This window comes from Microbacterium esteraromaticum (assembly GCF_014084045.1).
Lineage (GTDB): Bacteria > Actinomycetota > Actinomycetes > Actinomycetales > Microbacteriaceae > Microbacterium > Microbacterium esteraromaticum_D.
Map to the genome: position 1 here is coordinate 292,926 of NZ_CP043732.1, position 13,094 is coordinate 306,019.

Here is a 13,094-nt window from a genome sequence, read left to right on the forward strand (position 1 = left end):
GTCAGCGCCGCCGCGGCAGCGCCACGACGACGGAGGCCGAGGCGACGACGATCATCGCGGCGAGCTGCCACAGCGCGGGGCCCCGATCCACCGGCCAGACGACGTCGATCACCACGGAGGCGACGAGCTGGCCGAGCACGCTGCCGAGTCCGAGCAGCAGCACACCGGTATGCGGCACGAGCCAGGCACCGAGCAGGATGTATGCGAAGCCGAGCAGACCGCCCAGGTAGAGCCACGGCTCGGCGGGGAGGGCTTCGGGCATCCCTCGGGCGAGGACGCTGAGCGCCGCGCCGACCGCAAGCACGACGGTGCCGGCGATGAAGCTCATCAGCGTGGCGGTGAGCGGCGACGCGACCCTGGCCGCGAGGCGCCCGTTCGCCGCAGCCTGCCACGCGATCCCCGCACCGGCCGCGAACGGGAGCAGCAGCAGCCACAGCGGCGCGGCCGCCAGCACGTCCCCTCCCAGCGAGACGCCGACCGCGGCGAGCGCGAGAGCACCGCCGATCACGCGCCCCGGCGTCACCGCGACGACGCCGGACGGCCCCACGCCGATGCGGTCGAGCAGCAGACCGTGCAGCGTCTGGCCCGCGACCACGCCGACGGTGAACAGCGAGACGCCGAGCACCCCTGCGACGAGGCCCTGCGTGGTCACCGTGAGTGCGCCGCACGTGCCGCCGAGCAGCATCCAGAACGGGATGCTGCGACTCCGGATGCCCGAGACCAGCCGCCCCAGACCTGCGCGCCCCGACGGCATCGCGAGGATGACGGCGGCGAGGATGACGAGTCCGACGCCGAAGGAGATGAGCCCCGCGACGATGGCGTCGTCGATGCGGATCCCGAGGACGCCGTTGATGCGGGCCTGCACGGCGGTCATCGCCCCGATCGAGACAGCGCCACCCAGCGCGATCCAGGTCGGCAGCGGGCGAGGACGGGTCACTCGCTCGAGGCTACCGGTCGACGGCCCTTCCCGGTGTCGGTGCCCGCGACTAGCCTGACGGCATGTGCGCGAGCTACGGACTGGACCCCCGTTTCACCGATGCCGAACTGCTGGCCGAGGCCGATGACGCCGTGCTCGAAGGGCTGCGCTCCTGGGCCGAGCAGAACGCCGGCGAGACGCTGCGCCCGACGGGGAAGAACCTGCGAAACCTCAATCCGCTGGTGACGACCTCCGACGGCCGAGCAGCTCTCCAGGCTGCCTGGTGGGGCTATCTCGTCGATGGACAGCCCGCCAGATTCCCCTCGATCAACACCCGCTCCGAGCGACTGCAAGACAGACCGGGCGGACTGCGCACCCGCGCCCTCGTACCTGCGACGGGCTGGTACGAGATGCAGAAGCCGGACCGCGTCTGGCATGAGTTCGGCCTGGGGCGGGGAGTCCTGTTCGGCATGGCCGCTGTCACCCAGCGCGGCCGGACACCGGACGGCGACTGGATCACCTGCTACTCGATCGTGATGCGCCCCGCTCCCCCGCAGCTGGCGCACATCCACGACCGGATCCCTCTGCTCATCCCCACGTCGTTCGCCGGCGACTGGCTCGGCGGCGACCCCACCCGCGAGCTCATCGACGAGGCGCTGCTCGCCGCCGGCGACCTCGATGAGCGAGTGGCGGCCACGCCGCAAGACGACGACAAGGGTGGGCAGACCCTGTTCTGAGGTCCCCCCCCGGATTCTGCAGGAGCCGAACCTCGGAAAACGATTGCTCCGCGCCCCGGGTCACTGCCACACTGACCTCATCCCCAGTCAACGACGACACAGGAGCACGCGATGAACGAAACACGCCCCTCATTCACCCTCACTCGCCGCCAGATGCTCGCCGCCATGCCGCTCGCCGCAGCACTGCCCCTCCTCGCGGGTCAGCCGGCGTTCGCCGCAGGCAGCTTCCCCGAACCGGGCGGTCAGGTGCCGCGCGCGGCGCTGCTGACCTACGCCGACGTGCAGAAGGCACTCGCCGGCATCGAGCGCACCTCGAAGGGCGCCGTCACGGTGAAGACGCTCTCGAGCCTCGGCTTCGGCCGCAGCGAGGCCGGCCGGGAGCTGTACGTCGCCACTGTCGGCACCGGTCCGACGAAGGTGTGGCTGCAGGGCCGCATCCACGGCAACGAGCCCTACGGCCCCGACGTGCTGCTCGATGTGCTGCGCAACGCCGGGTCCAGCGGATCCCCGATGTGGAAGGCGGTCCGCGAGAAGCTGACCCTGCACGTCATCCCGATGTACAACCCCGACGGCTCCGAGCTCTACATCCGTCACACCGTGCTCGAGGACGGCAGGCGCATCGACCTCAACCGCGACTGGTCGCCGACCGGCTTCGCGGCGAAGGAGTCGCTGGCCTGGTACTCCTACTGGGCGAGCGTGAAGCCTGACGTCGGTCTCGACATCCACCACCAGGGTCTGAAGTACGACGACTCCGACGAGCCCATCACCATGTCTCTCGGCATCTCGCTCGCGCCGAGCGGCCCCACCCTTCCCGGAGTACGAGGCGGCGAGTACGACGTGAAGACGCGCCAGCTGCAGGGGCACGTGTACACCGCGCTGCAGCGGTACGGCTACGTGAACGCCGACCGCTACAGCGTGGGCAGCGCCAGCAGCGGGTACCGCGAGATCGACATCAAGGGCGGCGTCTCGTCTGCCGTCATGCTCGGACTGAACTACAACGGCCTGAACCCGACCGGACACAGCCACCCGATGGTCTTCTTCGAGACCTACGGCGGGTCGATCGGCCAGAAGAGCCGCGGCAAGGCGATCAAGCAGAACGTCGTCGGCGTGGAGGCGCTGCTCGGCGGTCTCGCCGATGGCAGCATCTGGAGCACCGATCCGATGATCTGGCACAGCATCCCGCACTACGACTACATCGGCTACCAGATCGACACCGGGCTCGTCGACGGCTGGCCGACGCAGCCGCCCGTCATGCCCTGACGCCCTCCCCCGCACACGACGAGGCCCGTGCCCCCGCTGATCGGGGGCACGGGCCTCGTCCACTGAGCCGACTACGGGACTCGAACCCGTAACCCCCGTATTACAAGTACGGTGCGCTACCAATTGCGCCAAGTCGGCGGACCGTCACCAGCATACCGACGGTACGCGGCTGTGCCTGACCGGCCGGGTCAGGGCGCTGTGGTGGCGCTCGGCGTCGGAACGGGCGTCGGCGTCGGCTTCGTCGAGCCGAAGTACTCGTCGCTGGCGATCGTCAGCACGAACTGCGAGAACTCCGCGGGGTCGTCGAGCGCACCGACGTAGGACTTGCCGCCCACGAGGATCAGCGCCTCGTTGTTGAGCTTCAGTCCGTCGGTGCCAGGCAACGGTCCCTCGAGCGCCCTTGCGGTCGCGTCCTTCGCCCATGAGACGAAGTCCTGGCCCTCGATGCACGCGCGCACCTTCTTGGCGTCCGACACTCCGACGGCGACAGCCAGGTCGGCCAGCTGGGCGTCACTGCGGCCGTCGCTGTCGGCCTCGGGCTGATCGGTGAGCAGCTCGTGGTTGTAGTCGTAGAAGCTGTCGGGCGCGTAGGTCGCCACGCAGGCGGCTGCCGCTGCGGCGCGCAGCGAGTACTTCGTGCCGTTCGAGCTCGCGGTGAGCAGCGCGACCGGGTGGTAGGTGACGGTGACAGCACCCTCGGAGATCCAGCCCGCGAGCTGGCGTGCGTTCGCGCGCTCGAACTCCGCGGCGCCCGCCGAGAGGTAGTCGACGTAGATGTGGATCTCGGTGGCCTTCGCATCGGCCGTAGCCGACGGCGAGGGCGAGGGAGTCGCGGCTTCGCCTGCCTCGGTGGCGCTCTCGGTCGGGGCGGGCGACGGCGCGCCCCCGGATGGCGTCGCAGCGATCTGGCTGACGGTGACGCCGTCGCCTGGCATCCCGCTGGGGGTCAGCTGCGGCTTCGAGATCGACGAGCTGACCGCATACGCGACGGCGGCTCCGATCGAGCCGACGGCGACGATCGCGACGAGGCCGATGATGAGGCGTCGCATCAGTCGTGCCCGCGACTGCTGCGCGTGCACCAGCTGTGCCTTCTCGCGCACCGCCTCGCGGGAGTTGCGAGCGGCGGGGACGTTCGGCGTTTCGTCGCTCGACATCGTTCCTCTTGAAGATCGGGTGGGATTGTGAAGATTCGGGTGGGGGACCCCTCGGCCGCGTGTGCTGCGGCGCCGGATTCGATGTTAACGAGGCAGTCTGAGAAATACCCAGACGCGCCCGGGCGTGCCATACTGATCCCGACCCGATGGCGGGTCACGGCGGGCAGCGTCCGCCGCTTCCATCACGAAGGATCGTCCGGCACGTACCTGCCGGTGAAGGAGAAACCATGGCCACCGTTACGTTCGACGACGCCACCCGCCTGTACCCCGGCGGCACCCGTCCGGCAGTCGACAAGCTGAACATCGAGATCGCCGACGGCGAGTTCCTCGTTCTGGTCGGTCCGTCCGGCTGCGGAAAGTCCACCTCGCTGCGTATGCTCGCCGGCCTCGAAGAGGTCAACGGCGGCCGCATCCTCATCGGCGACCGCGATGTCACCGATGTGCCGCCGAAGGACCGCGACATCGCGATGGTCTTCCAGAACTACGCGCTGTACCCGCACATGACGGTCGCCGAGAACATGGGCTTCGCCCTCAAGATCGCCGGCGTCGGCAAGGAGGAGCGCGCCAGCCGCGTCCTCGAGGCCGCCAAGCTCCTCGACCTCGAGGAGTACCTGAACCGCAAGCCGAAGGCCCTCTCGGGCGGTCAGCGTCAGCGTGTCGCCATGGGCCGCGCGATCGTGCGCCAGCCGCAGGTGTTCCTCATGGACGAGCCGCTGTCGAACCTCGACGCGAAGCTTCGCGTGCAGACGCGCACCCAGATCGCCTCGCTGCAGCGTCGCCTCGGCGTCACCACCGTGTACGTCACGCACGACCAGACCGAGGCGCTCACCATGGGCGACCGTATCGCCGTGCTCAAGGACGGTCTGCTGCAGCAGGTCGGCACCCCGCGCGACCTGTACGAGAAGCCGAACAACGTCTTCGTCGCCGGCTTCATCGGCTCGCCCGCGATGAACCTCTTCACGGCCGACCTCGCCGAAGGCGGCGTGCAGTTCGGCACCGAGGTCGTCCCGCTCGACCGCGACACCGTCGGCCGTGCCACGGGCAGCCAGGTCACCGTCGGCGTGCGCCCCGAGGACATCACCGTCGGCCCCGCCGACGGCAAGGGCCTCTCGGTCGTCGTCGACCTCGTCGAGGAGCTCGGCGCCGACGGCTACCTCTACGGTCACACCGAGATCAACGGCAAGCGCACCGACATCGTGGCGCGCGTCGACGGCCGCAACCACCCGAACGCGGGCGAGACGGTCACCCTGGCGGCCAACCCCGGCCACGTGCACGCCTTCGACCTCGAGTCGGGCGAGCGCCTCAACGACAAGCCGGTCGTCTCGGCCTGACGAATCAGCACACGCGGCGCGGGCGGACCTTCTGGGTCTCCCGCGCCGCGGTGTTTCCGGAGGAATCATGCAGGACTCCCTGCGCATCACGGCCAGCTCGGTCGACCCGGGGCTGCTCGGCCTGCCCTGGTCGACCCCGCTCGGCAAGTGGCCGTCCGAGCACATCGTGTCGCTGCCGAAGGGCCTTTCCCGTCATCTCGTGCGCTTCGCGGACCTGTCGGGTCGGGTGGTCGCGGTCAAGGAGACGACCGCCGACATGGCGCAGCGCGAGTACGACATGCTCGGCAACCTCGGCCGGCTCGACGTGCCGTGCGTGAGCAGGGTGGCCGTGATCGCGGGGCGGACGGATGCCGAAGGCAAGGCACTGCCCGCGGCGCTGGTGACCTCGCATCTGCGCTTCTCGATGCCCTACCGGGCCCTGTTCACCCAGGTGCTGCGTCCGGACACGGCGACCCGCCTGGTCGATGCGCTCGCGCTGCTGCTCGTCCGGCTGCACAACGTCGGGTTCTACTGGGGCGACGTGTCGCTGTCGAACACGCTGTTCCGGCGCGACGCAGGAGCGTTCGCGGCGTACCTGGTCGACGCCGAGACCGGGGAGCTGCACGAGGAGGGGCTGACCGACGGCCAGCGGGCGTACGATCTCGACCTGGCGCGCACCAACATCGCGGGCGAGATCATGGATCTCGCGGCGGGCGGGCGGCTGGAGCGCGGCGTGGACGCGCTGGAGATCGCCGATGGCATCGTCTCGTCGTACCGCTCGCTGTGGGCCGCTCTCACCGACGAGGAGTCGTTCTCGACCGGTGAGACGTGGCGGATCACCGAGCGCGTCGAGAAGCTCAACGCGCTCGGCTTCGACATCGACGAGATGTCGATGGTCACGACGGCCGACGGCACCGTCGTGCGCATACAGCCGAAGGTGGTGGATGCCGGTCACCACCAGCGCCGGCTGATCCGCCTCACCGGTCTCGACGTCGAGGAGAACCAGGCGCGTCGGCTGCTCAACGACCTCGACGAGTTCCGGGTGCGCTCGACCAAGGCCTGGGCCGACGAGGAGATGTACGCGCACGAATGGCTGACCCGGGTCTTCGAGCCCGTCGTGCGCGCGATCCCCTACGACCTGCGGGCCAAGCTCGAGCCCGCGGAGGTGTACCACCAGGTGCTGGAGCACCGCTGGTATCTGTCGCAGGCCGAGTCTCGATCGGTGCCGATCGCAGAGGTGCTCACGAGCTACATCAACGACGTGCTGCGGCACCGCCGCGACGAGGCGACCATCATGGGTCCGCCCACCGAGACGATGAGCGTCCCCGTGATCACCGGCTCCGTCGAGGTCTCCGACGACACGGCTGCCGTCGACTGGCGCGACCTGGTCTGAGCACGGTCAGCGGCGCCCGCGCACGCGGTGCACGAGCATCTGCACCGGGACACGGGCGAGGTGCAGCCACCCGTCGCCTCGACGCCGCAGCCCTCAGCAGACCACCGCCGACCCGTCGGACCTCGGGTCGCTGGCCGCCGTCATGCCGCCGAGACCGTCGAGCTCGATGAGATTCGCATGGCCGACGACGTCGCTCAGATCGGGGATGCGCTTCACCGCGAGGCCGGTTCGGTCGAACTCTGCGACCAGCGCGGCATCGACGCCGTTCTCGACGGTGACCGTGTCGGGCGTGTCGCTCGGCGTCTGCCGCCCGACCAGCCACCGCGGACGAGTCACCGCCGCGGCGGGATCGGATCCGGTCAGCACGGCCTCCAGCAGCTGCGCGTGGATCTGCGGCTGTCCCTGCCCGCCCATCGTCGCCGACACCCAGCGCAGCTCTCCGCCGCGCTCGATGAGAACAGGCATCAGCGTATGACCCGGTCGCTTACCCGGCGCGAAGGCGTTCGCGGCCTCCGGATCGAGCGAGAACGAGGCACCGCGGTTCTGGAACAGCACGCCCGTGTGCGGATCGAGCACGACCGCGCCGAACTGGAAGTACACCGACTGGATGAGAGACACGGCGTATCCGTCGGCGCTGGCGACCGCGATGCCGACGGTGTCGCCCATCGGGCGGCCGCGGTACGGTGCGTCGACGCCGTCGGGGACGCCCACGTCGAGCAGCTGCTCGCCGCTCAGGCCCCCGCGCATCGGGTCGGCGAGGAACTGGTCGCGCACCGCGTTGGTGCGCCGGAAGGCCTCGGCGAGCAGCACGGGATCGATGGCGCCCGATGCGTCGCTCGCCGCCGTCCAGGACTCTCGCACCGCTCGGAGAAGGGCGAAGCCCTGCGTGTTGGGGTTGCTGCTGAGCAGACGCAGATCGCCGACGTCGACCGACAGCGCCGGTCCGACCTCCGGCCGGTACTCGCTCAGATCGCGCGGCGAGAGCAGCGAGCCCACCTGGCGCAGAGTGGCCAGCCAGCGCTCTCCGACGGCTCCGGTGTAGAACTCGTCAGGGCCGCGCTCGGCCAGCCGCTCCAGGGTGCGGGCGAGCGCCGGCTGCCGGAAGGTCTCGCCGACGCCGAGCGGGCGGTCATCCGCGAAGAACACCTCCCGGCATCCCGGATCCGCTCTGAGTCCGGCGTCGAGGGCGAGGATGCCCTTGGCGACCGAGCTGGGCATCGGCACGCCGTCGCGGGCGAGCGCAGCGGCCGGTTCGACCACCTCGCGCCAGGTCTTGGCTCCTCCGAGTGCGAGCAGCCGCTCCAGGCCGCGCACCGCGCCTGGCACCGTGATCGTGTCGACGCCGTACATCGGCAGCGCATCGCCGTGGCGCTCGCGCATCAGATCGACGGTGGCGCCCTGCGGCGCGGGGCCCGTGGCGTTCACCTCGATGACGCTGCCGTCCGGCGCGTGCACCAGGGCGACCAGGTCACTGCCCAGCGCCACATTGTTCGGGTAGGTGACGCAGAGCGCGAGTGCGGCGGCCACAGCGGCGTCGATCGCGTTTCCCCCTTCGCGCAGAATGCGCTCGCCCACCTGGGTGGCGGTGTGGTGGGGTGTCGAGATGGCGCCGAATGACGCTGTGCGATGGTTCATTCTTCCCCCTGCATGGGCGGCTGCGCGCGCCTGCGACGCAGCTGATCGGCCTCTGCGCGTCGTGCGCGCAGATCGGTTGCGAGGATCGCGACCTGCAGCCGCAGGCACGTCTCCTCATCGTCGAGGCTGATGCCGAGCTGACGCTCGACGCGGTCCAGCTGCTCGTACAGCCATTGCCGTGAGACGAACGAGCGCTTGGCCGCCAGGGACTTGTTGCGACCTGCGAAGAGGAACGACCGAAGCGCGTCGACGAGCTCGCCGTCGCGTCCTCCCGCACCGCGCAGAGCCGCGAGGGTGTCGTCGCCGAACCGCTTCAGCCGAGGGTCGGACCCCAGCGAGAGGAGCAGCCCGTCGAGACCGAGGTCGGCACGGTGCACGGCCCGCGCCTCGACGCCCAGCAGCGCTGCGATCTCCGCGGTCTCCCGCGCTTCGCGGAGGATGTCCCCCGCAGCCGGCGCACCCGGCCATGGCGAGGCGAGCCCCACCACCAGGTGCGCGAGTCCGATGCCGGACACCCCGCGCTCGATCTGCTCGGCTTCGACGCCGTCCGTGCGGCACACGAGCGCCACCAGCGCGTCGTGACCGAGCTGGGCGAGCATGATCGGCAGCGAGAGGCGCACGCAGACCGTGCGCAGTCCCGCTGCGAATCCGTGCAGCAGGTCGTGCTGCTCCCGGGCGCTCAGCGCATCCGGGTCGTGGATCCTCGCCCCGAGCGCGATCAGCGTGCCTGAGCCGACGGGGAAGCCGATCGCCTCGGCCGTCTCGGAAGCCTCGTCGGCGGCGCGACCACCGGCGATGAGCCCCTCGAGCAGCTCTCGCTGGGTCTTGGCGCCGAGGGCGCCCCGATCGCGAGCGACGAGCCGCCCGAGCGCCACGGTGGTCGCGGCGCGTTCGATGAGCATGACGAGCGTCGATCGCACCGAGCTCAACGGGTCCTGGTCGAGGCCACGTGGCAGGCTCGTGTCGGCCGCCGACATGATGATGAGCCGTCCCCAGTCGTCGCCCTTGATCCCGACGGTGGAGGTGAGCCACCCGGTGCGCGGATCGTAATCCGTGCGCCGTACGGCCCGGTGACGCTCGGTGTGCTCCGCCCATTCCGTGATCACGTCGCCACGGGGCCTTGGCCCCTCGGCGACCTCGAGAAGCTCATGGCGCAGGTCTTCGAGCACGACGGGCCTGCCCGCGACGCGCGCGACCTCGTGCAGCAGGTCGGCCGCGGCGCTGCCGTCCATCACCATCGTGCGCATCATCTCGTGGATCTGCACGGACTGCTGCAGCTGCTCGACCTGGGCGTCGACGAGCCGGGCATGCACATCCTCCGTGATCGTGACGAATGCGGTGTGCCGGCGCAGCACGACGAGCGGGATCGAGTGCTCATCCGAGGCATCCATCATCGCGGCCGGCAGACTGCGGTCGAAGTGCGGGCCGAGCCCCACGATGATCGCGGCGACGTCCACGCTCGCGAGCGCGGCGATGTAGCCGCGCAGTCCCGCATCGTCCTCGGGGAGCGCGATGCCGGTGGTGAGGATCATCTCCTGTCCGCGCAGATGACCGGCGATGTCGGCCAGCTCGCTCACGTGCACCCAGCGCACGGGACGCGTGAGCCCCGTCGCGCCCGCGACGACAACGGGGTCCGCGGCGGCGAGCGACTCGAACTGGAGCACCTGCGCGACGCTCGGCAGCTGCATCCGACTCGCCTTGCCCGGGTTCACCGCTCGGTCACCATTTCCGCACCAGCGTCCACAGCAGCTCTGCTCCCAGTTCGATATCGGCCAATGACACGTACTCGTCGGCGGTGTGCGCCTGGTCCGTGGCTCCGGGACCGAGCACCGTGCACGAGTCGCTGCCGGTGAGCGCGGCGATCATCGACGCGTCGGTGTAGGCCTCATGCCCGTCTGCGCCGCCGATCTCCGGCTCTGCGCCAGTGTGCTCGACATAGGCCTCGACGAGGTCCCTGATGATCTTCGCATCATCGGAGGCGCCGACGGGCGGACGACGCGCGCCCAGCAGCTCGATGGCGTACTCGGCGCCGGGGTGCTCGCGCATCACGGCGTCGGCGACGCGCTGCACGATGCCGACGGCGTCTTCGGGGACCATCGGCGGCACGATGCGCAGATCGAACTCGGCTGTGGCACTTCCTGGCACGACATTCGTCGAGACGCCGCCGTGGAACGTGCCGCACGTGAATCGTGCACGACCGAGGATCCCGTCCTCGAACGGCAGCGCCGAGAAGGTCGTCTTGGCCCGCGTCATGATCTCGGCCAGAACGTGGTTCGCGTCGATGCCGAGGTGGGCTCGGCCCGCATGCGCCATCTTCCCGGTCACGGTGATCGTCAGCCAGCGAAGACCCATCTGGCGCTGACGAAGACGCATGCCCGTGGGCTCCGGGGCCAGCACCTGGTCGGTGGGCCGGATCAGTCCATCGCGCACGAGCTGGTGCGCTCCCAGCATCCCGGGCGCCTCCTCATCGACGGTGGCCACCAGCACGACGTCCCCGCGAGGCTGTTCCCCGGTTCGCACGAGCGCATCGAGCAGACCGATGCCCAGCGCGAGACCGGCCTTCATGTCGCACGCGCCCCGTCCGTAGATGCGTCCGTCATCGATCACCCCGCCCAGCGGCGGATAGGTCCACCCCTCTCCGATCGGGACGGTGTCCATGTGGCCGAGGATCACGAGCCGGGGAGCATCCGGATCGCTCCCCGCGACCTGGGTGAGGATGTTGTCCCTTCCGGGCTCGACCTCGTGGCGCTGCACGGCGAGGCCGACCCGTTCCAGTCGCGAGACCACCCAGTCCGCGCACTCGGCCTCGAGGGGGCCGGGATTCTGGCTGTCGATGCTGATGAGGGTGCGGGTGTCTTCGACCACCGAGTCGACGTCGATCATGTCTCTTCTTTCATGCCAGAGCCGCTCCTTCGCGGAGCCGCGGTTCGGGGTTGGGCTGCGCGGGGCTAGTTCGGTGCGCCGTCGACGACGAGCGACTGCCCGCTGATGCCGCTGGATCGGCGGGAGGCGAGGAAGGCGACGGCCTCGGCGACCTCGTCCACCGTGATCAGTCGACGGAAGGCCGAGTCTCCGGCGAACCGGTCGAGCATCGCTTCTGCGGAGGTCCCCTCCCTCTCGGCGACCGCCGCCGCGAGATCGCGCAGCAGCGGTGAGTCGACGTTCCCGGGACAGACGGTGTTCGCCCGAGCCCCGCGCGCTGCGATCTCAGCCGCGAACGACTGCACGAAGCCGATCAGCCCGAACTTCGTCGAGCAGTACACCGCTCCGCCCGCCTCGCCCGTCAAGCCGGCGACGGATGCCAGGAAGACATACGCGTCCGGTGAGCACGACTCCTCGCAGGCCGCGGCGATGTGGAAGGCGCCCTGCAGATTGACGCGCTGCATCCGCTCGTACATCGACCAGTCGGTCTCCGCCACCGGTCCCGTGTAGTTGATCCCCACGGCCGACACCACGGCCGTTATGTCGGTGCAGGCCGCGGCGACGGCCCGGACGCTCTCGAGATCGCCGACGTCGCAGGACGCGAACGTGTGTCCCTCCCCCGGCAGGTCCGAGATCAGGTGGCCTCGGTCTCCCAGATCGGCGACGACCAGCTCATCGCCGTCGGCGGCCAGCCGACGACAGATCGCCAGTCCGATCGATCCCGTGCCGCCGAAGACGAGGACGCGCCGCGCGCTCATCGTCCCGCCCCTGACTCGCGGACGGCGCGCGCGATGCTGGCAGCGCTCGGAAGCACGGCCTGCTCGAGCGTCTTCGACGCCGGAACGGGCACATTGGCCAGGCCATGCCTGCTGACGCTGTCGAGTCCATCCAGACCAAGCCGCTCGATCGCGCCGGTGATCAGCTCGCCGCTCAGCCCGAACCCGAGATAGTCCTCGTCGACGACGAGCAGACGCCTCGTCTTGCGCAGCGATGCAGTGATGCCGTCCCAATCCAGCGGCACGACGCTGCGCAGATCGAGCACTTCGACGTCGATGCCATCGAGGGCGAGCGCCTCCGCGGCGTCGAGCGCGTCGCCTACGCTTGCGCTCAGCGTGGCGATCGTGACATCGCGGCCCTCTCGCACCACGTGCGCTCGGTCGAGCGGAACCGTGTACCGCTCGCGCGGAACGTCGGTGCCGTGCGAGAAGCTCGAGGCCTTCTTGAGGAGGAGGCCCTTGTGCTCGATGAACACCACGGGGTCGGGCGACTGGACAGCGGCCGCCATCATGCCCTTGCTGTCGTGCGGGCTCGACGGAGCGACCACGCGGAGGCCGGGCAGATGGGCGTACAGCCCCCACAGCGTCTGGGAATGCTGAGCGGCCGATCCGATCGCGCCGCCCGCGGTCTTGATAACGATGGGCATCGGCGTCGCACCACCCGACATGTACGGGTTCTTGGCTATGGCATTGAAAACCTGCTCGAGGCAGACGCCGATGAAGTCGGCGAACATGATCTCCACCACCGGCCGGTAGCCCTCCATGGCCAGGCCGACGGCCATGCCCGTGAAGGCCATCTCGGAGATGGGGGTGTCGAGCACCCGCTCGGCCCCGAAGGCCTTCTGCAGTCCACGGGTGCTGCCGAAGACCCCGCCTTGCCTGCCGACGTCCTCGCCGATGACGAGCACGTGCTCGTCGGCCTCCATCTCGAGCCGGAGGCCCTCGGCCACCGCCTGCGAGACGTTGATGTTCTGTCTGATCGCGTCCATGC

General features: G+C 69.9%; 11 protein-coding genes and 1 tRNA gene. 4 read left to right on the forward strand and 8 right to left on the reverse strand.

The window, feature by feature from the left end; genetic code table 11:
• Position 1: 1 nt before the first annotated feature.
• Positions 2–907, reverse strand: a complete 906-nt coding sequence (locus tag FVO59_RS01405) for a DMT family transporter (protein ID WP_182256413.1) — start codon at positions 905–907, stop codon at positions 2–4.
• A 92-nt stretch (positions 908–999) separates the two neighbouring features.
• On the opposite strand from FVO59_RS01405, the gene FVO59_RS01410 reads away from it, so the two are divergent.
• Complete coding sequence (locus FVO59_RS01410; RefSeq protein ID WP_182253921.1) at positions 1,000–1,653, forward strand: SOS response-associated peptidase family protein; 654 nt, start codon at positions 1,000–1,002, stop codon at positions 1,651–1,653.
• A gap of 111 nt (positions 1,654–1,764) precedes the next feature.
• Positions 1,765–2,913, forward strand: coding sequence for a M14 family zinc carboxypeptidase (locus FVO59_RS01415; protein ID WP_259363355.1), 1,149 nt, complete (start codon positions 1,765–1,767; stop codon positions 2,911–2,913).
• A 65-nt stretch (positions 2,914–2,978) separates the two neighbouring features.
• Here FVO59_RS01415 and FVO59_RS01420 read toward each other — a convergent pair.
• A tRNA-Thr gene (locus FVO59_RS01420) sits at positions 2,979–3,051 on the reverse strand.
• Between the two features lie 50 nt (positions 3,052–3,101).
• Positions 3,102–4,067, reverse strand: coding sequence for a DsbA family protein (locus FVO59_RS01425; protein ID WP_182253923.1), 966 nt, complete (start codon positions 4,065–4,067; stop codon positions 3,102–3,104).
• A 227-nt stretch (positions 4,068–4,294) separates the two neighbouring features.
• Here FVO59_RS01425 and FVO59_RS01430 point away from each other — a divergent pair, with 227 nt between their 5' ends.
• Positions 4,295–5,398 (forward strand): ABC transporter ATP-binding protein, encoded by a 1,104-nt coding sequence (locus FVO59_RS01430; RefSeq protein WP_182253925.1) that lies wholly within the window; start codon positions 4,295–4,297, stop codon positions 5,396–5,398.
• A gap of 67 nt (positions 5,399–5,465) precedes the next feature.
• Positions 5,466–6,770 (forward strand): DUF4032 domain-containing protein, encoded by a 1,305-nt coding sequence (locus tag FVO59_RS01435; protein WP_182253927.1) that lies wholly within the window; start codon positions 5,466–5,468, stop codon positions 6,768–6,770.
• 93 nt (positions 6,771–6,863) lie between these two features.
• On the opposite strand, the gene FVO59_RS01440 is transcribed toward FVO59_RS01435, so the two are convergent.
• The 5 genes from FVO59_RS01440 to FVO59_RS01460 all read right to left on the reverse strand — a co-directional run bounded on the left by FVO59_RS01440 (position 6,864) and on the right by FVO59_RS01460 (position 13,092).
• Entirely contained in the window at positions 6,864–8,405 is a 1,542-nt protein-coding gene (locus FVO59_RS01440; RefSeq protein ID WP_182253929.1) for a gamma-glutamyltransferase family protein, read from the reverse strand.
• Complete coding sequence (locus tag FVO59_RS01445) at positions 8,402–10,093, reverse strand: PucR family transcriptional regulator (RefSeq protein WP_182253931.1); 1,692 nt, start codon at positions 10,091–10,093, stop codon at positions 8,402–8,404. Before FVO59_RS01445 ends, FVO59_RS01440 begins: the two co-directional genes overlap by 4 nt.
• A 31-nt stretch (positions 10,094–10,124) precedes the next feature.
• Positions 10,125–11,288: a M20 family metallopeptidase gene (locus FVO59_RS01450; RefSeq protein ID WP_182253934.1), complete on the reverse strand. Its 1,164-nt coding sequence runs from the start codon at positions 11,286–11,288 to the stop codon at positions 10,125–10,127.
• A gap of 65 nt (positions 11,289–11,353) precedes the next feature.
• Positions 11,354–12,085, reverse strand: a complete 732-nt coding sequence (locus tag FVO59_RS01455; RefSeq protein ID WP_182253936.1) for an SDR family NAD(P)-dependent oxidoreductase — start codon at positions 12,083–12,085, stop codon at positions 11,354–11,356.
• Positions 12,082–13,092 carry an alpha-ketoacid dehydrogenase subunit beta gene (locus FVO59_RS01460; RefSeq protein ID WP_182253938.1) on the reverse strand — a complete coding sequence of 337 codons (1,011 nt, stop codon included), beginning with the start codon at positions 13,090–13,092 and terminating at the stop codon, positions 12,082–12,084. The genes FVO59_RS01455 and FVO59_RS01460 overlap by 4 nt, the downstream gene beginning before the upstream one ends.
• Positions 13,093–13,094 lie beyond the last annotated feature (2 nt).